At 54.5% G+C, this 19,002-nt stretch carries 17 protein-coding genes, 5 tRNA genes and 1 other RNA gene; 13 read left to right on the forward strand and 10 right to left on the reverse strand.

Annotation, left to right across the window (positions count from 1 at the left end; translation table 11 throughout):
* Positions 1-8: 8 nt before the first annotated feature.
* The 9 genes from cpoB to pnuC all read left to right on the forward strand — a co-directional run bounded on the left by cpoB (position 9) and on the right by pnuC (position 3,836).
* Positions 9-803: a cell division protein CpoB gene (gene cpoB / locus ACERJC_RS02450; protein ID WP_152405410.1), complete on the forward strand. Its 795-nt coding sequence runs from the start codon at positions 9-11 to the stop codon at positions 801-803.
* Positions 804-967: 164 nt separating this feature from the next.
* Positions 968-1,043 (forward strand) — tRNA-Lys (locus ACERJC_RS02455).
* 136 nt (positions 1,044-1,179) lie between these two features.
* Positions 1,180-1,255: transfer RNA gene (locus tag ACERJC_RS02460), tRNA-Val, on the forward strand.
* A gap of 3 nt (positions 1,256-1,258) precedes the next feature.
* Positions 1,259-1,334, forward strand: a tRNA-Lys gene (locus ACERJC_RS02465).
* A gap of 59 nt (positions 1,335-1,393) precedes the next feature.
* Positions 1,394-1,469, forward strand: a tRNA-Lys gene (locus ACERJC_RS02470).
* Positions 1,470-1,515: 46 nt separating this feature from the next.
* Positions 1,516-1,591: transfer RNA gene (locus tag ACERJC_RS02475), tRNA-Lys, on the forward strand.
* Positions 1,592-1,613: 22 nt separating this feature from the next.
* Positions 1,614-1,748, forward strand: a non-coding RNA gene (locus ACERJC_RS02480) — RtT sRNA.
* A 299-nt stretch (positions 1,749-2,047) separates the two neighbouring features.
* A complete protein-coding gene (nadA, locus tag ACERJC_RS02485; RefSeq protein ID WP_152406369.1) occupies positions 2,048-3,091 on the forward strand; it encodes a quinolinate synthase NadA in 1,044 nt (347 codons plus the stop codon).
* Positions 3,092-3,116: 25 nt separating this feature from the next.
* Positions 3,117-3,836, forward strand: coding sequence for a nicotinamide riboside transporter PnuC (gene pnuC / locus ACERJC_RS02490; RefSeq protein WP_152405409.1), 720 nt, complete (start codon positions 3,117-3,119; stop codon positions 3,834-3,836).
* Here the strand turns inward: pnuC and zitB are convergent.
* A complete protein-coding gene (gene zitB / locus ACERJC_RS02495; RefSeq protein ID WP_373670929.1) occupies positions 3,833-4,774 on the reverse strand; it encodes a CDF family zinc transporter ZitB in 942 nt (313 codons plus the stop codon). The genes pnuC and zitB overlap by 4 nt on opposite strands.
* Before the next feature lie 122 nt (positions 4,775-4,896).
* Positions 4,897-5,271 carry a YbgS-like family protein gene (locus ACERJC_RS02500; RefSeq protein WP_152405407.1) on the reverse strand — a complete coding sequence of 125 codons (375 nt, stop codon included), beginning with the start codon at positions 5,269-5,271 and terminating at the stop codon, positions 4,897-4,899.
* Between the two features lie 317 nt (positions 5,272-5,588).
* Between ACERJC_RS02500 and aroG the strand changes: the two genes are divergently transcribed.
* From aroG to ACERJC_RS02515, 3 genes are all read left to right on the forward strand, one after another.
* A complete protein-coding gene (gene aroG / locus ACERJC_RS02505) occupies positions 5,589-6,641 on the forward strand; it encodes a 3-deoxy-7-phosphoheptulonate synthase AroG (protein WP_043001333.1) in 1,053 nt (350 codons plus the stop codon).
* 146 nt (positions 6,642-6,787) lie between these two features.
* A complete protein-coding gene (locus tag ACERJC_RS02510) occupies positions 6,788-7,855 on the forward strand; it encodes a FecCD family ABC transporter permease (protein ID WP_373670930.1) in 1,068 nt (355 codons plus the stop codon).
* The gene (locus ACERJC_RS02515; protein ID WP_152405404.1) at positions 7,852-8,616 is read left to right on the forward strand and encodes an ABC transporter ATP-binding protein; all 765 of its coding nucleotides are present in this window, start codon (positions 7,852-7,854) and stop codon (positions 8,614-8,616) included. The genes ACERJC_RS02510 and ACERJC_RS02515 overlap by 4 nt, the downstream gene beginning before the upstream one ends.
* 41 nt (positions 8,617-8,657) lie before the next feature.
* On the opposite strand, the gene gpmA is transcribed toward ACERJC_RS02515, so the two are convergent.
* The 6 genes from gpmA to modF all read right to left on the reverse strand — a co-directional run bounded on the left by gpmA (position 8,658) and on the right by modF (position 15,567).
* The gene (gene gpmA, locus ACERJC_RS02520) at positions 8,658-9,410 is read right to left on the reverse strand and encodes a 2,3-diphosphoglycerate-dependent phosphoglycerate mutase (RefSeq protein ID WP_042320535.1); all 753 of its coding nucleotides are present in this window, start codon (positions 9,408-9,410) and stop codon (positions 8,658-8,660) included.
* A gap of 220 nt (positions 9,411-9,630) precedes the next feature.
* Positions 9,631-10,671 carry a galactose-1-epimerase gene (gene galM / locus ACERJC_RS02525; protein ID WP_373670931.1) on the reverse strand — a complete coding sequence of 347 codons (1,041 nt, stop codon included), beginning with the start codon at positions 10,669-10,671 and terminating at the stop codon, positions 9,631-9,633.
* A complete protein-coding gene (gene galK / locus ACERJC_RS02530; protein ID WP_286632913.1) occupies positions 10,665-11,813 on the reverse strand; it encodes a galactokinase in 1,149 nt (382 codons plus the stop codon). Before galK ends, galM begins: the two co-directional genes overlap by 7 nt.
* Before the next feature lie 2 nt (positions 11,814-11,815).
* Positions 11,816-12,862, reverse strand: a complete 1,047-nt coding sequence (gene galT / locus ACERJC_RS02535; protein ID WP_373670932.1) for a galactose-1-phosphate uridylyltransferase — start codon at positions 12,860-12,862, stop codon at positions 11,816-11,818.
* Between the two features lie 9 nt (positions 12,863-12,871).
* Positions 12,872-13,888 carry a UDP-glucose 4-epimerase GalE gene (galE, locus tag ACERJC_RS02540; RefSeq protein ID WP_152405400.1) on the reverse strand — a complete coding sequence of 339 codons (1,017 nt, stop codon included), beginning with the start codon at positions 13,886-13,888 and terminating at the stop codon, positions 12,872-12,874.
* Positions 13,889-14,094: 206 nt separating this feature from the next.
* Positions 14,095-15,567 (reverse strand): molybdate ABC transporter ATP-binding protein ModF, encoded by a 1,473-nt coding sequence (modF, locus tag ACERJC_RS02545; protein WP_373670934.1) that lies wholly within the window; start codon positions 15,565-15,567, stop codon positions 14,095-14,097.
* Positions 15,568-15,815: 248 nt separating this feature from the next.
* Here modF and srsR point away from each other — a divergent pair, with 248 nt between their 5' ends.
* On the forward strand, positions 15,816-16,712 hold the full coding sequence (gene srsR / locus ACERJC_RS02550; protein WP_178826107.1) for a LysR family transcriptional regulator SrsR: 897 nt from the start codon (positions 15,816-15,818) through the stop codon (positions 16,710-16,712).
* Here srsR and scpC read toward each other — a convergent pair.
* Positions 16,709-18,187, reverse strand: a complete 1,479-nt coding sequence (scpC, locus tag ACERJC_RS02555) for a succinyl-CoA:acetate CoA-transferase ScpC (RefSeq protein ID WP_373670935.1) — start codon at positions 18,185-18,187, stop codon at positions 16,709-16,711. The two genes, srsR and scpC, sit on opposite strands and share 4 nt — an antisense overlap.
* Before the next feature lie 19 nt (positions 18,188-18,206).
* Positions 18,207-18,992 carry a methylmalonyl-CoA decarboxylase gene (gene scpB, locus ACERJC_RS02560; protein ID WP_080950047.1) on the reverse strand — a complete coding sequence of 262 codons (786 nt, stop codon included), beginning with the start codon at positions 18,990-18,992 and terminating at the stop codon, positions 18,207-18,209.
* Positions 18,993-19,002: the final 10 nt, after the last annotated feature.

Raw genomic sequence — 19,002 nt, forward strand, 5'->3', positions numbered from 1 at the left:
AGAATTGCATGAGCAGTAACTTCAGACATCATCTGTTGAGTCTGTCGTTACTGGTTGGCATAGCGGCCCCCTGGGCCGCTTTTGCTCAGGCGCCAATCAGTAGTGTCGGCTCAGGCTCGGTCGAAGACCGTGTCACTCAACTCGAGCGTATTTCTAACGCTCACAGCCAGCTTTTAACCCAACTCCAGCAGCAACTCTCTGATAATCAGGCCGATATCGACTCCCTGCGTGGTCAAATTCAGGAAAGTCAGTATCAACTGAATCAGGTCGTTGAACGTCAGAAGCAGATCCTGCTGCAGATGGACAGTTTGAGCAGCGGTGGCGCTGCCGCGCAGCCTGCAAGCGGCGATCAGAGCGGAGCAGCCGCGGGGGCAGCGACACCTGCGCCTGATGCGGGTGCTGCGACGTCGGGAGCGCCGGTACAAAGCGGTGACGCGAATACCGATTACAATGCAGCAATTGCCCTGGTACAGGACAAATCCCGCCAGGATGATGCGATTGTGGCATTCCAGAACTTCATCAAAAAGTACCCTGATTCGACCTATCAGCCGAATGCCAACTATTGGCTCGGTCAGTTGAATTACAACAAGGGTAAAAAAGATGATGCCGCGTTTTATTTTGCTTCGGTGGTGAAGAACTACCCGAAGTCACCTAAGGCTGCAGACGCGATGTATAAAGTCGGCGTGATCATGCAGGACAAAGGTGACAGTGCGAAAGCAAAAGCGGTATATCAGCAGGTTATCAGCAAATACCCAGGCACCGAAGGCGCGAAACAAGCGCAGAAACGTCTTGGTGCGATGTAATGCACAGCATGCGACCAGAAATTGAATTATTTCTGGTCGTGTCGTGCGATTCCTAAGCAGTTGAGTGATCTGCATCGAAATTTTTGTTGCGCTCAATTCTGAAATCAGTAATATATGCCGCCGTTGCCACGGGATATCAAACATCCTGAAAACAACGCAAAAGTGGGTCGTTAGCTCAGTTGGTAGAGCAGTTGACTTTTAATCAATTGGTCGCAGGTTCGAATCCTGCACGACCCACCAATCGTTACGGTGGAAAGCGATAGTTAAACGTGAAGGATAACGTTGCGTCAGCAACGGCCCGTAGGGCGAGGCGAAGCCGAGTCATCCTGCATGACCATCACTGGTAAAGTTAGTCAGTAGTATCCAGCGTAGTATCGGGTGATTAGCTCAGCTGGGAGAGCACCTCCCTTACAAGGAGGGGGTCGGCGGTTCGATCCCGTCATCACCCACCACTCGGGTCGTTAGCTCAGTTGGTAGAGCAGTTGACTTTTAATCAATTGGTCGCAGGTTCGAATCCTGCACGACCCACCAATTTAATATTAAATATCGAATTGGTGCCGAGTAAAAAATCTTTCAGGTAACACCCGAATGGGGCGTTAGCTCAGTTGGTAGAGCAGTTGACTTTTAATCAATTGGTCGCAGGTTCGAATCCTGCACGCCCCACCAATATCAAAGTGGGTTCCTGAAAAGAATAAAGCAGTAAACCCCATATGGGTCGTTAGCTCAGTTGGTAGAGCAGTTGACTTTTAATCAATTGGTCGCAGGTTCGAATCCTGCACGACCCACCAGTGTAAAAAGGCGCCCTAAAGGCGCCTTTTTGCTATGCGCAGAATTTAATGATTCGAACCTGCAGCAGGTTCGGTGTTGAGCGTAGCGAAACAACGGAGCCGCTGGCGGCGACGGCCCGAAGGGCGAGCGAAGCGAGTCATCCTGCACGACCCACCAGTGTAAAGAGGGCGCTGGCGGCGCCTTTTTGCTATGCGCAGAATTTGATGATTCGAACCTGTGTCATGCCTGATGGCGCTTCGCTTATCAGGCCTACAATGATTGATCTGGTCAATGGCTACGCCCTTGTAGGCCGGATAAGACGTCAGTCGCCATCCGGCGTTAGCAAGCGCAATTGTTGTGACTTTTGCCGCTCAATCCGCTATCTTGTTTAGCATATAAAACAAATATGACCGAACATGGCATGCATCGCGCCTTAAGTCGGTTGTTTCGTTAAGCCAGTAAAACGAGAAAGCATGATGAGCGTGATGTTTGACCCTGAAGCCGCAATCTATCCGTTTCCCCCGAAGCCGGTACCGCTGAGCGCCGATGAAAAGGCGTTCTACCGCGAAAAGATCAAGCGCCTGCTGAAGGAGCGTGATGCAGTGATGGTTGCGCACTATTACACCGACCCTGAAATCCAGCAACTGGCTGAAGAGACCGGCGGTTGTATCTCTGATTCACTGGAGATGGCCCGCTTTGGCGCGAATCATCCCGCCTCCACGCTGCTTGTCGCAGGGGTTCGCTTTATGGGCGAGACGGCCAAAATCCTCAGCCCGGAAAAAACCATTTTAATGCCAACCCTTGAGGCGGAATGCTCGTTAGATCTCGGCTGTCCGATTGACGCGTTCAGCGCGTTCTGCGATGCCCATCCGGATCGCACTGTCGTGGTCTACGCGAATACCTCCGCGGCGGTTAAGGCCCGCGCCGACTGGGTGGTGACGTCCAGCATTGCGGTTGAACTGATTGAGCATCTGGATAGTTTGGGTGAAAAAATCATCTGGGCACCGGATCGCCATCTCGGGAAATATGTCCAGAAGCAGACGGGGGCGGATGTCCTCTGCTGGCAGGGAGCATGCATCGTCCATGATGAGTTCAAAACGCAGGCGCTGAGCCGCATGAAAGGGCTATACCCGGATGCCGCGATCCTGGTTCATCCGGAATCACCACAGTCGATAGTGGACATGGCCGATGCCGTCGGTTCGACCAGTCAGCTCATTAATGCAGCTAAAACCCTGCCGCATCAGCAACTTATTGTCGCCACCGATCGGGGTATTTTCTACAAAATGCAGCAGGCGGTACCGGGCAAAGAGTTGCTGGAAGCCCCCACAGCCGGTGAAGGGGCCACCTGCCGCAGCTGTGCGCACTGTCCGTGGATGGCGATGAACGGCCTCAGAGCGATCGCTGAAGGCCTGGAGCAGGGTGGGAAGACCCATGAGATACACGTTGATGAGGCGCTGCGAGAAGGCGCACTCGTGCCGTTAAACCGCATGCTGAAATTTGCGGCTACACTACGTGCGTAGATAATCAAACGCTCTGGGGGAAAAGATGGACTTTTTTAGCACGCAGAACATTCTGGTACATATTCCAATCGGCGCAGGGGGGTACGATCTGTCATGGATCGAAGCGGTGGGCACCATCGCCGGTTTGCTGTGTATTGGCCTTGCCAGCATGGAGAAGATCAGCAACTACGCTTTCGGCCTGATTAACGTCACGCTGTTTGCGATCATCTTTTTTCAGATCCAACTCTACGCCAGCCTGCTGCTGCAACTTTTCTTCTTCGCTGCCAACATTTACGGCTGGTACGCCTGGTCGCGGCAGACCACGCAGAACGAGGCGGAACTCAAAATTCGCTGGCTGCCCCTGCCTAAGGCGCTGGGCTGGCTGGCGGTTTGCGTGGTGGCGATCGGTTTGATGACGGTTTATATCGACCCGGTTTTTGCCTTTTTGACCCGCATTGCGGTGACGCTCATGCAGATGCTGGGCTTGCAGGTCGCCGTCCCGGAATTGCAGCCAGATGCCTTCCCGTTCTGGGATTCCTGTATGATGGTGCTATCGATTGTGGCGATGATCCTGATGACTCGCAAATACGTCGAGAACTGGCTGCTGTGGGTGGTTATCAATGTGATTAGCGTCGTGATCTTTGCCCTGCAGGGGGTTTATGCGATGTCGTTGGAGTACTTGATCCTGACCTTCATTGCGCTCAACGGCAGCAGGATGTGGATTAACAGCGCACGCGAACGAGGCTCGCACGCGCTGTCCCATTAGTGGTGATGATGTGAATGACCGGATGCCTTCTGATTCAGATCGCAGTCCGGTCCGTGACAGGGCTGATATTCCATCTGAATGGTGGCGTGTTCAATCTGGTAATGATGAATCAGAAAGTGCTGGATGCGTTCCAGTAGCCCGTCATGATCGTGCGGCGGAATCACCTGTACATGCAGGGTCATGACCGGTTTTTCACCCACCATCCACACGTGCACGTGATGGACATTACGCACTTCGGGAAGCTCCCGGCTGAGGTGGCGTTGCAGGGCAGCGATATCCAGCGAAACCGGGGCAGCTTCCAGTAACTCATTCACGCTATCTTTCAATAAGCGCCACGCGCTCCGCAGAACCAGCAGCGAGACCAGTATTGACAGAATCGGGTCAGCGGGCGTCCAGCCGGTCCAGATAATAATTACCGCCGCGATGATAGCCCCGACCGACCCCAGTAAATCGCCCATCACATGCAGTGCCGCGGCGCGTACGTTGAGGTTCTTTTCTTCGCTGCCACGATGCAGGATCCAGAAGGCAAAGATGTTTGCCAGCAAGCCAGCGACGGCGATGATCATCATCATACCGCCTGCCACCGGACGCGGCGTGTAGAAGCGCTCAATCGCCTCCCAGACGATTAAAATCGTAATGACCACCAGCGCAATCGCGTTGACGAAGGCGGCCAGCGTTGTCAGCCTCAGCCAGCCGAAGGTGTGGCGGATAGTTGGTGGTCGGCGGGCAAACTGGACGGCCAGTAGTGCAAACAACAGCGCGGCGGCATCGGTCAGCATATGTCCGGCATCGGCGAGTAGCGCCAGCGATCCGGATAAAATTCCTCCCACCACCTCCAGCAACATAAAGCCCGCAGTGATGCAAAATGCGAGCAGCAGTCGGCGGGCGTTGCCATCCTCGGGCAGGTGCGGGGCAGAATGAGAGTGTGAGTGCGCCATAATGTCATCCCTTGGTTATTCTTATCTTAACTGTATGACATCATACCGTTTCTGGACGAATAAAATAAAAAGGAGAGCCTGGGCTCTCCCATTATTAGTCCGGATTAGTCCGGTTTTCAGTTTTACTGGGTGGTACCATCGGTTTTGCTATCAACATCGTTGTTCATGCCATCACCGGTTTCCACTTTTTTGTTCATGTCCGGGCAGCGCCCGTCCTTACACATTGTGTTTTTGTGTACTTCATCCTGGGTCATTCCCTCCTGATTCATGGATGAGCCATTTGGATGCAGCATCGTGCCGCCAGAATTGATGTTGTCGTTATCGACATTATTCGGGGCGACGTTTTCTTTTGCATCCGGGGCAACCTGGCCGGCGTCGGCGGCGGCGTTCGCCTGGCCATTATTGCTCTGGGTGTTGGATTCGGCGGCCAGTGCAGCGCTGCTGGCGAGGCTGAGCGTGGCGGTCAAAAAAAGTGAAGCCAATTTTGTCATTTTCATAAGATGCTCCTGTTTTGGTTGAGATGTCGGATAACGTCTTCCAACAGTGCATATGCCAGTCAAAGGGTCAGGCAATGGTTGAAGATCCCAGATGAGCGCAATAGCTCAGTAGAGAATCTTGAAAAAATTCACAAACAGAGTGGTTGCAGTTAAAAATTGTAGGTTAGATCTCGTTTTCCGCTACTTTCTGGCGTTTTTCAGCTAAATTCCAGGATTAATCCGTCCGAAGTGTAAAAGCCCGTTTACACTTTTAGACTGAGGATATAGATTGGAGGGATTGCATTCATTTATATAAGTATGGCAACGCTGGAATAATCATGAATTATCAGAACGACGATTTACGTATTAAAGAGATCAACGAGTTATTACCCCCTGTCGCACTGCTGGAAAAATTCCCCGCTACAGAAAATGCCGCCAACACGGTTGCCCATGCGCGTAAAGCCATTCACAAAATTTTGAAAGGGAATGACGATCGCCTGCTGGTGGTGATTGGGCCGTGCTCAATTCATGATCCCGTCGCGGCGAAAGAGTACGCGGGTCGACTGCTGGCGCTGCGCGAAGCGCTGAAAGGCGAGCTGGAAATCGTCATGCGTGTCTACTTTGAGAAACCGCGTACGACCGTTGGCTGGAAAGGGCTGATTAACGATCCGCACATGGATAACAGCTTCCAGATTAATGACGGTCTGCGTATTGCGCGTAAGCTGCTGCTGGATATCAATGACAGCGGCCTGCCGACGGCTGGTGAATTCCTCGATATGATTACCCCGCAATATCTGGCGGACATGATGAGCTGGGGCGCGATTGGCGCGCGTACCACAGAATCTCAGGTTCACCGTGAGCTGGCGTCGGGTCTCTCTTGTCCGGTTGGCTTCAAGAACGGTACCGATGGCACCATCAAAGTGGCGATTGATGCCATCAACGCTGCCGGTGCGCCACACTGCTTCCTCTCGGTCACCAAATGGGGTCACTCCGCCATTGTGAACACCAGCGGTAACGGCGACTGCCATATCATTCTGCGCGGCGGCAAAGAGCCGAACTACAGCGCTGCACACGTAGCGGCGGTGAAAGAAGGTCTGGCGAAAGCGGGTCTGCCCGCGCAAATCATGATTGATTTCAGCCATGCCAACTCCTGTAAGCAGTTTAAAAAGCAGATGGAAGTCGGGGCCGATGTGTGTCAGCAAATCGCCAACGGTGAGACAGCCATTATGGGCGTGATGATTGAAAGCCATTTGGTTGAAGGTAATCAGAATCCGGACAGTGGTGAACCGCTGGTGTACGGTAAAAGCATTACCGATGCCTGTATTAACTGGGAAGATACCGACACTATCCTGCGCCAACTCGCGGATGCGGTAAAAGCGCGTCGCGGATAAAACGTCCTAAACCTGAAAAGCCGACTCCTGGAGTCGGCTTTTTTGTCTCTTCGTCGTCTAACAATCTATCGAGATATAATTTCTTATATAGCGTGTGGCAAGTGCGCTATAATTCGGCCTTCATTCGCCAACTCCCGTTACTCGCTATGTCTCTTCTTTCTCAGACACCCATTGATGATGCCATTAATGCGCAATATCGCAGGATCATCCGCACGCGTGTGTTGTTGGTGCTGATGAGCGTACTGGCGATTGTCGGCTCGCTGTTGCTGGATTTCACGCTTGGCCCGTCAGGTTTGCCAATCGGCGAGCTCTGGCAAACGCTGATTCATCCAATGAGCGCCAGCGGCGGCACCCGGGTTATCGTCTGGGAAATCCGCCTGCCTTACGCCCTCATGGCACTATTGGTGGGCATGGCGCTGGGGCTGGCCGGGGCTGAGATGCAGACCATCCTCAATAATCCGTTGGCGAGTCCGTTCACGTTGGGCGTCTCTTCGGCAGCGGCATTTGGCGCGGCGCTGGCGATTGTGCTGGGGATCGGCATTCCTGGTATTCCTGACGCGTGGTTCATTCCAGCAAATGCCTTCATTTTTGCGTTGCTCTCTGCACTGTTGCTCGACGGCATAACCCGCTGGACCCGCGTGGCGACCTCTGGCGTGGTGCTGTTTGGTATTGCACTGGTGTTTACCTTTAATGCGCTGGTGTCGATGATGCAGTTTGTGGCCGATGAGGATACGTTACAGGGGCTGGTGTTCTGGACAATGGGCAGTCTGGCGCGGGCGTCGTGGGAAAAGCTGGCCGTACTGGCGTTGGCGTTTATCTGCGTCGGCGCGTGGTCAATGCGCAGCGCCTGGCAACTGACCGCGCTGCGACTGGGGGAGGATCGGGCGATGAGTTTTGGCATCGACGTACGCCGCTTACGCCTGTCGTCGCTGTTGCGCATCAGCCTGCTGTCCGCACTTTCAGTGGCCTTCGTCGGCCCGATTGGCTTCATCGGCCTGGTGGCACCGCACATCTCACGTCTGCTGTTTGGTGAAGATCACCGCTTCTATCTGCCTGGCAGCATCCTGACGGGCGGGCTGGTGCTCTCTCTGGCCTCTGTTGCCTCGAAGAACATCCTTCCCGGTATCATCATTCCGGTGGGCATTGTCACCTCGCTGGTGGGCGTCCCGTTCTTTCTGAGCATTATTTTGCGCCACCGGGGGAGCATGTCATGAGTGGCTTGATCCTGCGGGGCGTCACTGCGGGCTACCCAAAACGACCGGTGATTGACGATCTTCATGTCGACGAACTGCCGCGCGGTAAAATTACCGCGCTGCTGGGGCCGAACGGCTGCGGGAAGTCCACCTTGTTACGCGCGCTGGCCGGATTGAGTAAAGCGCAGGGTGAGATGATGCTTGGGGGAAAAAACCTGTCGGCGCTGTCGCTGGCTGAGCGGGCCGCCAACGTCGTGTTTTTGCCCCAGTCACTGCCGCAAGGGGTACATTTGCATGTTCTGGAGTCGATCCATGTCGCGCAGCGGGCGCTGGGTAAACGCGATGATGAACAGGTGCTGGCGATTCTCGAACAACTGGGGATTGCCCATCTGGCATTGCACTATCTTGATCAGCTTTCGGGAGGGCAACGGCAGCTTGTGGGGCTGGCGCAATCGCTGATCCGCCGTCCAGAGCTGTTGTTGCTCGATGAACCTTTGAGCGCGTTGGATCTGAACTACCAGTTTCATGTGATGGATCTCGTTCGCCGTGAAACCCGGCTACGTAATATGGTCACGGTGGTGGTAGTACATGACATCAATATTGCGCTACGCCATTGTGAACATGTGCTGATGCTGAAAGCCGGAAAGCGGGTCGCCAGCGGCGAGCCGGAAAAGGTCATCACCACGGAAAGTCTGGCGGAAGTGTATAACGTACAGGCTCGCGTGGAGCGTTGCTCGCAGGGCAGGGCGCAGGTGGTGCTGGATGGGGTGACTGGAGTTTAAGAAAAATGACCCGGTCAGCATTCGCCACCGGGCCATTCAGATTACTTCGCTTTACCCTGGTTGGCGACGGCAGCGGCTTTCGCGGCGATCTCGTCAGCATTACCCAGATAGTAGCGCTTGAGCGGCTTGAAGTTTTCGTCGAATTCATACACCAGCGGTACGCCGGTTGGGATGTTTAATTCGAGGATTTCTTCTTCGCTCAGGTTATCGAGGTATTTTACCAACGCGCGCAGGGAGTTACCGTGTGCCGCGATGATTACACGCTCGCCGCTCTTCATGCGTGGCAGAATGGTGTCGTTCCAGTAAGGGATAACGCGATCGATAGTGAGTGCCAGGCTTTCGGTCAGCGGCAGCTCTTTTTCGGTCAGTTTGGCATAACGCGGATCGTGGCCCGGATAGCGCTCGTCATCTTTGGTCAGTTCCGGCGGGGTCACCGCGAAACCACGACGCCACTGTTTAACCTGCTCGTCACCGTACTTTTCAGCGGTTTCCGCTTTATTCAGACCCTGCAACGCCCCGTAGTGACGTTCGTTCAGCTTCCAGGATTTCTCCACCGGCAACCAGGCCTGATCCAGTTCATCCAGTACGTTCCACAGCGTGTGGATGGCACGTTTCAGCACGGAGGTATAAGCAAAATCGAAGCTATAGCCTTCAGCTTTCAGTAGTTTGCCTGCCGCTTTCGCTTCGCCCACGCCTTTTTCGGACAGGTCAACGTCGTACCAACCGGTGAAGCGGTTTTCATTGTTCCACTGGCTTTCGCCGTGGCGTACCAGAACCAGCTTAGTTACAGCCATACTCTCACTCCTCAAGCTTTATCGAATGATAATAATTCTCATTATATTGCCGTGGCAGGTCAGCGGCAATGCTTACGCATAACCATAGCGAAAATAGTGCAGCAGTGTAAGGTTCTTGTGAACTCTGAGTTGCGATTTTGTCTTTGAGTGGTGGGGATTTGAACAAAACAGATTCTGTAGGCCCGATAAGCTTGCGCCATCGGGCATGTTACATGTTACGTCAAACAGGAATAAAGCGATATTCCGTCAGGCTGGTGTACTCTTCGCCGGGGCGCAGAACGCAGTCTGGCTGCGGCCATTCCGGATGGTTCGGGCTGTCCGGCAGGAATTCACTCTCCAGCGCCAGACCCTGATAGTCGCTGTAGGCGTTCGGTCCGCGCGAAGAGGTGCCACCGAGAAAGTTACCGGAGTAGAACTGTAGCGCCGGAGCCGACGTGTAGACCTCCATCTGCAACTTCCCGTCCTCTGAAGAGAGCAGGGCTACCGGCTTTTTACTGTCGCCTTGTGCCTGCAACAGGAAGGCGTGATCGTAACCCTTCACTTTGCGCTGGTCGTCATCGGCAAGAAACTCACTGGCGATAACCTTCGCGGTGCGGAAATCAAATGAGGTTCCGGCGACCGGTTTCAGACCATCGCGTGGGATCCCGCCTTCATCAACCGGCAGATACTCATCCGCCAGAAGCTGCAACTTGTGGTTGCGCACGTCGGTCTGATCGCCGTCGAGGTTGAAGTAGACGTGGTTGGTCAGATTCACCGGACACGGCTTGTCCACCGTCGCGCGATAGGTAATGGAGATGCGGTTGTCATCGGTCAGACGATACTGCACCGTGGCGCAAAGGTTGCCCGGAAACCCCTGATCGCCATCGTCTGAGCTTATGGCAAACAGAACCTGACGCTCGTTATGGTTAACGATTTGCCAGCGGCGTTTATCAAATCCGTCCGGCCCACCGTGCAACTGGTTGACGCCCTGGCTTGGTTGCAGGGTCACCGTTTCCCCGTTGAGGACGTAGCGACTGTCGGCGATACGGTTGGCGTAACGACCAATTGAGGCACCCAGAAACGCCGCTTGCTCCTGATAATGTTCCGGACTGGCACAGCCCAGCAGCGCTTCACGCACACAGCCGTCGGAAAGGGGAATGCGGGCCGAGAGTAATGTAGCACCCCAGTCCATCAGCGTGACCACCATCCCTGCGCTATTACGCAGGGTTAACAGGCGGTACGGCTGACCATCGGGTGCCAGTGCAGGTGTTTCATTCAGCACTGTCCTGCTCCTTGTGATGGTTTGCACACATAGAAAGTTTCTTTGATACCGGTTTTGGCTTCGTACTGCTCGGCGACGGCCTGCTGGACCGCTGGGACCAGCGCTTCCGGCATCAGTGCGACGATGCAGCCGCCAAACCCGCCGCCGGTCATGCGCACGCCGCCTTTGTCGCCAATCGTGGCTTTGACGATGTCAACCAGCGTATCAATCTGCGGCACGGTGATTTCGAAATCATCACGCATTGATGCGTGCGATTCCGCCATCAGTTGCCCCATGCGGTGCAGATCGCCTTTTTCCAGCGCGCTGGCAGCTTCTACCGTCCGCGCATTCTCAGTTAACACGTGACGGACGCGTTTGGCAACCAGTGGGTCCAGTTCATTCGCCACGGCGTTAAAAGCCTCGAGGCTGACATCGCGCAATGCCGGTTGCTGGAAGAAACGTGCGCCCGTTTCGCACTGTTGACGGCGTGTGTTGTACTCGCTGCCGACCAGCGTGCGCTTAAAGTTGCTATTGATGATCACAATCGCCACGCCTTCTGGCATCGAGACCGCTTTGGTGCCCAGCGTCCGGCAGTCGATCAGCAGGGCATGATCTTTCTTACCCAGCGCGGAGATGAGCTGATCCATAATTCCGCAGTTACAACCGACAAACTGGTTTTCCGCTTCCTGACCGTTAAGCGCAATCTGTGCGCCGTCCAGCGGCAGATGATAGAGCTGCTGGAACACAGTACCGACCGCCACTTCCAGCGAGGCGGAAGAGCTCAGGCCCGCGCCCTGCGGAACATTACCGCTGATGACCAGGTCCGCGCCGCCAAAGCTGCTGTCACGTTTTAACAGGTGTTTCACCACGCCGCGCACATAGTTTGACCATTGCTGGCTGTCGTGAGTCACGATGGGGGCATCAAGGGAGAACTCGTCAGTCTGATTATCGTAATCGGCAGCAATAACGCGGATCAGGCGGTCGTTGCGGGCAGCGCAACTGATGACGGTTTGATAGTCAATGGCGCAGGGTAGCACAAAGCCGTCGTTATAATCGGTATGCTCACCGATAAGGTTGACGCGGCCTGGTGCCTGAATAGTGTGGGTCGCAGGGTAGCCGAAAATTTCTGCAAACAGAGATTGTGTTTTCTCTTTCAGACTCATTTTTATACTCCGGATTCGCGAAAATGGATGTCGCTGACCGCGCGCAGACGTTCTGCCGCTTGTTCCGCTGTGAGATCGCGCTGGGTCTCTGCCAGCATTTCGTAACCGACCATAAATTTACGGACGGTCGCGGAGCGCAGTAACGGCGGATAAAAGTGCGCGTGCAACTGCCAGTGGCCATTCTCTTCACCGTTAAACGGCGCGCCGTGCCAGCCCATCGAATACGGGAAAGAGCACTGGAAGAGATTGTCATAACGACTGGTCAGTTTTTTCAACGCCAGCGCCAGGTCTGCACGCTGTTCGTCGGTCAAATCGGTGATGCGTAGTACATGCGCTTTCGGCAGCAATAGCGTTTCGAACGGCCAGGCCGCCCAGTAAGGCACCACCGCCAGCCAGTGATCGGTTTCCACTACCGTACGGCTGCCGTCAGCCAGTTCGCGCTGTACGTAGTCGACCAGCATCGGTGACCCCTGCTCAGCCAACCAGGCTTTTTGCAGACGATCTTCGCGTTCGGCTTCGTTTGGCAGGAAACTGTTGGCCCAAATCTGTCCGTGGGGGTGGGGGTTCGAGCACCCCATCGCCGCGCCTTTGTTTTCAAAAACCTGCACCCAGGGATAGTGTTTCCCGAGATCTGCGGTTTGCTCTTGCCAGGTTTTCACAATTTCTGTCAGGGCGGGAACGCTAAGCTCCGGCAGGGTTTTGCTGTGATCCGGCGAAAAGCAAATAACGCGACTGGTGCCGCGTGCGCTCTGGCAGCGCATCAGCGGATCGTGACTGTCCGGCGCGTCGGGCGTGTCGGTCATCAGCGCCGCGAAGTCGTTGGTGAAGACGAACGTCCCGCGGTAATCCGGGTTCTTATCGCCAGTGACGCGGGTATTGCCTGCACACAGGAAGCAGTCCGGATCGTGTGCTGGCAGCGCGTCGTTAGAAGGCGTTTCTTGCGCCCCCTGCCAGGGGCGTTTAGCACGATGCGGCGAGACCAGAATCCACTGTCCGGTGAGGAGATTAAAGCGGCGATGCGGATGATCGACGGGGTTGAATTGACTCATGATGGTTTCTTAATCCTCGTATCCCTGCGGATGACGCGACTGCCAGTGCCAGGTGTCCTGTGCCATCTCATCAAGCGTGCGCGTCACGCGCCAGTCCAGTTCACGGTCGGCTTTGCTGGCATCCGCCCAGTAGGCCGGCAGATCACCATCACGGCGCGGAGCAAAGTGATAGTTAACCGGTTTACCGCAGGCTTTGCTGAAGGCGTTGACCACGTCAAGCACGCTGCTGCCGACCCCCGCGCCGAGGTTGTATATATGGACGCCCTGTTTGTCCGCCAGTTTTTCCATCGCGGCAACGTGACCGTCAGCGAGATCCATCACGTGGATGTAATCGCGTACGCCAGTGCCGTCTTCGGTCGGGTAGTCGTTGCCAAAAATGGCCAGGGAGTCGCGACGGCCCACCGCCACCTGCGCGATGTACGGCATCAGGTTATTCGGGATGCCCTGCGGGTCTTCGCCCATGTCACCTGATGGATGTGCGCCAACCGGGTTGAAATAGCGCAGCAGCGCGATGCTCCATTCCGGCTGCGCTTTTTGCAGATCGGTGAGGATCTGCTCGACCATCAATTTGCTTTTGCCATAAGGGCTTTGCGGCGTACCGGTCGGGAAGCTTTCGACGTAAGGGATTTTCGGCTGGTCGCCGTAGACGGTTGCCGACGAGCTGAAAATGACGTTTTTGACACCGGCGGCGCGCATGGCGCTAATCAGTCGCAGCGTTCCGTTGACGTTGTTGTCATAGTATTCCAACGGCTTTGCGACAGATTCGCCGACGGCCTTCAGCCCGGCAAAATGGATGACGGTGTCAATCGCGTGATCGTGCAGGATTTCGGTTATCAGCGCTTCGTTGCGGATATCGCCTTCGATAAACGTCGGATGTTTGCCGCTCAGACGTTCAATAACAGGCAGTACGCTGCGCTTACTGTTACAGAGGTTATCAAGGATGATGACGTCATGACCGTTTTTCAGTAACTGCACACAAGTATGACTTCCTATGTAACCGCTACCACCGGTGACCAGAACTCTCATAATTCGCTCCGTTAAGCTTATGGTATGGAATTACCATAGCATAACAAAGATGCGAAAAGTGTGACATGGAATAAAATAGTGGAATCGTTTACACTCGCGAATTCTCTCGCTGAGCCATCAATTATTTAATTATAAATCATAAGCTTTAAGAATGATTGCGCCTTTTATCCGAAAAAAAAGGGCGCTTTCGCACCCACGGATGAAAACTAACGCAACAGCGTTTGCAGATAGGTATAGGTCTCGCCCTCTGGCACAAATTCCAGACGGTGGGTAATGCAGGCTGGCGCATCTTCAGCGTGATGGGAAACAAACAGTAGCTGCGTGTCGCCCTCGCTAATCAACACGTCGACAAAACGACGGATGAGCTGGCGGTTCAGCGGGTCCAGCCCCTGTAAAGGTTCGTCCAGAATCAGCAGGGTCGGGTGCTTAACCAGCGCCCGGGCGATCAGTGCCAGACGCTGTTGTCCCCAGGAGAGGCTATGAAACGGCGCGTCGGCGGTACGTTTATCGAGTCCCAGAATATCCAGCCACTGTTGTGCGAGTTTCTGCTGACGATCTGACACGGCCTGATAGATCCCAATAGAGTCGAAATATCCCGACAAAATCACATTGCGCACCGTGGTGCTCACCCGGTAGTCGAGATGCAGGCTGCTACTGACATAGCCAATGTGTTTTTTGATATCCCAGATGGTTTCACCGCTGCCACGACGACGGCCAAACAGCGTCAAATCGTTACTGTATCCCTGTGGGTGGTCGCCGGTTATCAGGCTGAGCAATGTGGATTTTCCGGCACCGTTGGGGCCGACAATCTGCCAGTGCTCACCAGGATCCACCTGCCAGCTCAGACGATCGAGAATTGGACGATCGTTGTACGACACGACGCCATTCTTGAGGATGATCCGCGGCGTCTCGGCAGACAGGGCGGGGTGGGCAGCAGGTTCGTCTGCTTCAGGCAGCGCCACCCCTTCCAGTCGCTCGCTATGGGCAAGTTGGGCGATCAGCGCCTGCTGGAGCAAGTCCGTTTTCGATCCGATTTCCGTTAAGGTGCAGTCAACCAGCACGCCGGCATACTGAACGAACGCCGGAATTTCATCAAAGCGGTTCAGCACCAGCACCAGCGTGATGCCGGACTGGTGCAGCGTTTCAAGCAGTGCTGCTAACTGCTGGCGGGAGGCGACATCCAGGCCGTCAAATGGCTCATCGAGAATCAACAAATCAGGCTCAGACATTAGCGCCTGACAGAGTAATGTTTTGCGCGTTTCGCCGGTAGAGAGGTATTTAAAGCGGCGATCGAGCAGATGAGTGATACCAAACTGCCGCGCCAGCGTCGCACAGCGGTCCGGGTCTTTCACCTCGTCCTGAACGATCTCAGCCGTGGTGCGTCCGGTATCCTCTTCGCCGGGGCTGAGCATATCGGTGTTATTGCGTTGCCATTCATCGCTGACCAGCTTCTGCAGTTGCTCAAATGAAAGACGGGTCATTCGCAAGAATGCGCACTGGCGTTCGCCTTTGAGCTGCGGTAACTCGCCGGCCAGCGCGCGCGCCAGCGCCGATTTCCCGCTTCCGTTCGAGCCGACAAACGCCCAACTCTCACCCGCGTTTAATGTCACGGAATCCAGGCGAAGCGTTTTTGTATCGCTAAGACGAAACGTGCCTTGCGAAATATGCAACGATGACATTTTGTATCCCATTTTTTGCAGCAATGAATTACAGGGATACGTGTTCCGGGAAGGAATGTCAATGTGATTAGCGCGACTGCGGGTAAAAAAACGGCGCTTTAAAATCGATGTAGGTATCTGTGCCATGTGGCGGTTACGGCGACAGAACTATCGCTATTTTGTGAACCACGCCAAAAAAGGGCGACGCGTTATCCAGTATTTTTTCGCAGCCAGTAGAGATGTCATGGCGATTAATGATGGAGTGTTTTGTGGATATTTTTATCTCGAAAAAAATGCGTAATTTCATCCTGTTGGCGCAAACCAATAATATCGCCAGAGCGGCTGAAAAAATACACATGACGGCATCGCCGTTTGGCAAAAGTATTTCGGCGCTGGAAGATCAGATTGGCTATACGCTGTTTACCCGCAAGGATAACAGCATAAGTCTGAACAAGGCCGGGCAGGAGTTGTATCAAAAACTGTTTCCGATTTATCAGTCCTTGTCGGCGATCGATAATGAAATTCATCACTCTGTGCGCGGTTCGCGCAATATTGTGATTGGCGTAGACAACACCTATCCGACGATTATTTTCGACCAGTTGATTAGCCTGGGCGACAAGTACGACGGCGTGACCGTTAAGTCTGTTGAGTTCAGCGAAAACGAAGTCATTGATAACCTGTTTGGCCGTCAACTCGATTTTATCATTTCGCCGCAGTATGTTTCGGCCCGCGTGCAGGAACTGGATAATCTGACCATCAGTGAGTTGAAGCCGCTGCGTCTGGGGTTCCTCGTTTCCCGTCGCTACGAGGATAAACAGCCGCAGGATCTGCTACGTGAACTGCCCTGGCTGCAAATGCGTTTTCAGAATCGGGCCAATTTTGAGGCGATACTGGAAGCACACATGCGGCCATGCGGCATTAACCCGACGATTATCTACCGCCCTTACAGTTTTATGGCGAAGATCAGCGCGGTGGAGCGCGGGCAGTTTCTGACCGTGATCCCATACTTTGCGTGGCGTCTGGTGAACCCGGCGACACTGAAGTATTTCGATGCGCCCGGCCGTCCGATGTATATGCAGGAATACCTGTACTCGTTGAAAAACCACCGCTATACCGCCACGATGCTTCAGCAAATTGCGGAAGATCGTGGCACAGAGGTGAATTAGCCGAGCATCGAACCGTGTTCAATCAGATTGCGGTGCAGATCGAACACGTGGCTGAGATCGTGGTGAATATGCCCGCCAGGCGCACTATCGAGATAGCGGTGTAGATAGTCCTGGTAGAGTGGATGGGCACAGTTGTCGATGATCGTGTGCGCCCGTTGCAGCGGTGAGAGCCCGCGAAGATCGGCGATCCCCTGTTCGGTGACGATCACCTTCACGCTGTGCTCGCTGTGGTCAACGTGGCTGCACATCGGGACGATGGTGGAAATCTTGCCGCCTTTGGCGATGGACGGTGCCATAAAGATAGACAGATAGGCGTTGCGCTCAAAATCACCGCTGCCGCCAATGCCGTTCATCAGATTCACACCGGCCACGTGTGTCGAGTTGGCGTGACCGTAGATATCAAATTCCAGCCCCACGTTCAGGGCTATCACCCCAAGACGACGGATAATCTCCGGATTATTGGAGATCTCCTGCGGGCGGAGCACAATACGGCTGGCGAAGAAGTCCATATTGTCGTAAATCTTCAGCAAGGAATCGGCGGATACCGTCAGGCTGGAGGCGCTGGCTCCGGTGATTTTTCCCGTTTCCAGCAGATGGACGACCGACTCCTGCAACACCTCTGAATACATCATAAAGGGCGGAATGTCCGGGTTCTCCCCAAGCCGCGCCATCACGGCATTATTGATATTGCCAACCCCACTTTGCAGCGGCAGAAACTCGGGTGGAATGCGCCCGCGCGCCATCTCTTCCAGCAGAAACGTCACGACGTTATCGGCGATTTGCTGGCTGACAGGGTTGGCGTTATCCAGTACGTTTCCGCTGTCGGGCAGTTCAGTGTCAACCACCGCCACAATCTTGTCAGGATCGATTTGCACATACCGGGTGCCAACGCGATCCATCGCATGATAAATGGGCACGCTGTTGCGACGCGGCGGCGCGCCGGGAATGACGATATCAGCCAGTTCAGCGACGCGTGGGTTGTGGTAGTGATTCAGCTCAATGATGACTTTTTTTGCCCGCAGCAGCCAGGTGGGGGCATTGCCGATCCCGCTGGTAAGCCAGACCCGTCCGTCAGGCGTAATGGCCGAGGCTTCAATTACCGCAACGTCAATATCACCAAAGAAGCCATAGTTAACCATCTGTGCCACTTCGCTCAGATGTAAGTCAACAAAGCGTACCTGACCCTGATTGATTTTTTGCCGTAGGCTACCTGACGTCTGATACGGCGCGCGCCATGAGATGGCGTCAGCCTCGGACAGTACATCATCGGCGGCAGCACTAATAGACGCCCCCGTCAGCAGCCTAATCTGAAACGGTTTTTGCGCCTGATGAAACTCGCTGGCGCGGCGGGCGATAGCCGCGGGGAGTGCTTTGGGAGAACCCGCGGGGGTAAAGCCGCTGAAGGCAACCATCGCATTATGTTCAATAATCTGCGCCGCGTCGTCGGCGCTCATCCGTGCCCAGGGGTCTTTCATATTGTGTCCCTTCCCGGTATCAGTGGCCGACAAAATTGGGTTTACGTTTATTCATAAACGCGTTCATCCCTTCCTGATAATCTTCGCTGTCATAAACGGCACGGCGCATTCCCTGAATACGTTCGAACTCGTCGGAATTCATGGTGTGCGCTTCGCCAAGCACGCGTAGCTCTTCTTTTATCACCGCGATGGCAAGCGGCGCTTTTTCCGAGATATGGTGCGCCATCTGCAACGTGAAATCCTCCAGCTCTTCGACGGCGACAACGTGGTTGAGGATACCGACCGCCTGCGCACGCTGTGCGGTAATAGGGGAGGCGGTGAAGATCAGCTCTTTGACGATATGGAAACCCGCATCGCGAGTCAGGTTGTGGATACCGACCAGATTGTACGGAACGCCGAGGTTGACCGGAGTCATAGAGAACGTGGAGGTACTGGCTGCGATGATCAGATCGGAACTCATGATCATCTCAAATGCGCCTCCCCAGACGCTGCCCTCGACCATGGAGATAACCGGTTTTGGGTACTTCTGAATCATGCGGGTGATCTGGCGTAGCGGATCGTCATAAGAGAGCGGATCGCGCCTGCCAGCGGGGAGCTCATGAATATCGTGACCGGCAGAAAATACCTTCGCACCGGCTGGTGCGCGCAGGATAATACAGCGAATATCCGGGCGATTGAGATCGCTGAGCGCCAGCATGAGATCGTCAATAAACACTTTGCTCAGGGCGTTCAGCTTGCGGGCATAGTTGAACTCAATGACTGCCACTTTTCGGATAATGACAACATTAACGTATTGATAAGACATATTTTTCTCT

Origin of the sequence: Citrobacter telavivensis (assembly GCF_041807075.1) — a bacterium.
Lineage (GTDB): Bacteria > Pseudomonadota > Gammaproteobacteria > Enterobacterales > Enterobacteriaceae > Citrobacter_A > Citrobacter_A telavivensis.

Bases quoted from the DNA above. Each gene is read 5' to 3' on its own strand.
- galT (WP_373670932.1), bottom strand. From the start codon at position 12,862: ATGAGTCAATTCAACCCCGTCGATCATCCGCATCGCCGCTTTAATCTC.
- modF (WP_373670934.1), bottom strand. From the start codon at position 15,567: ATGTCATCGTTGCATATTTCGCAAGGCACGTTTCGTCTTAGCGATACA.
- gpmA (WP_042320535.1), bottom strand. From the start codon at position 9,410: ATGGCTGTAACTAAGCTGGTTCTGGTACGCCACGGCGAAAGCCAGTGG.
- ACERJC_RS02515 (WP_152405404.1), top strand. From the start codon at position 7,852: ATGAGTGGCTTGATCCTGCGGGGCGTCACTGCGGGCTACCCAAAACGA.
- galE (WP_152405400.1), bottom strand. From the start codon at position 13,888: ATGAGAGTTCTGGTCACCGGTGGTAGCGGTTACATAGGAAGTCATACT.
- ACERJC_RS02500 (WP_152405407.1), bottom strand. From the start codon at position 5,271: ATGAAAATGACAAAATTGGCTTCACTTTTTTTGACCGCCACGCTCAGC.
- nadA (WP_152406369.1), top strand. From the start codon at position 2,048: ATGAGCGTGATGTTTGACCCTGAAGCCGCAATCTATCCGTTTCCCCCG.
- scpC (WP_373670935.1), bottom strand. From the start codon at position 18,187: ATGAAAGACCCCTGGGCACGGATGAGCGCCGACGACGCGGCGCAGATT.
- zitB (WP_373670929.1), bottom strand. From the start codon at position 4,774: ATGGCGCACTCACACTCTCATTCTGCCCCGCACCTGCCCGAGGATGGC.
- ACERJC_RS02510 (WP_373670930.1), top strand. From the start codon at position 6,788: ATGTCTCTTCTTTCTCAGACACCCATTGATGATGCCATTAATGCGCAA.
- galK (WP_286632913.1), bottom strand. From the start codon at position 11,813: ATGAGTCTGAAAGAGAAAACACAATCTCTGTTTGCAGAAATTTTCGGC.
- scpB (WP_080950047.1), bottom strand. From the start codon at position 18,992: ATGTCTTATCAATACGTTAATGTTGTCATTATCCGAAAAGTGGCAGTC.
- cpoB (WP_152405410.1), top strand. From the start codon at position 9: ATGAGCAGTAACTTCAGACATCATCTGTTGAGTCTGTCGTTACTGGTT.
- pnuC (WP_152405409.1), top strand. From the start codon at position 3,117: ATGGACTTTTTTAGCACGCAGAACATTCTGGTACATATTCCAATCGGC.
- aroG (WP_043001333.1), top strand. From the start codon at position 5,589: ATGAATTATCAGAACGACGATTTACGTATTAAAGAGATCAACGAGTTA.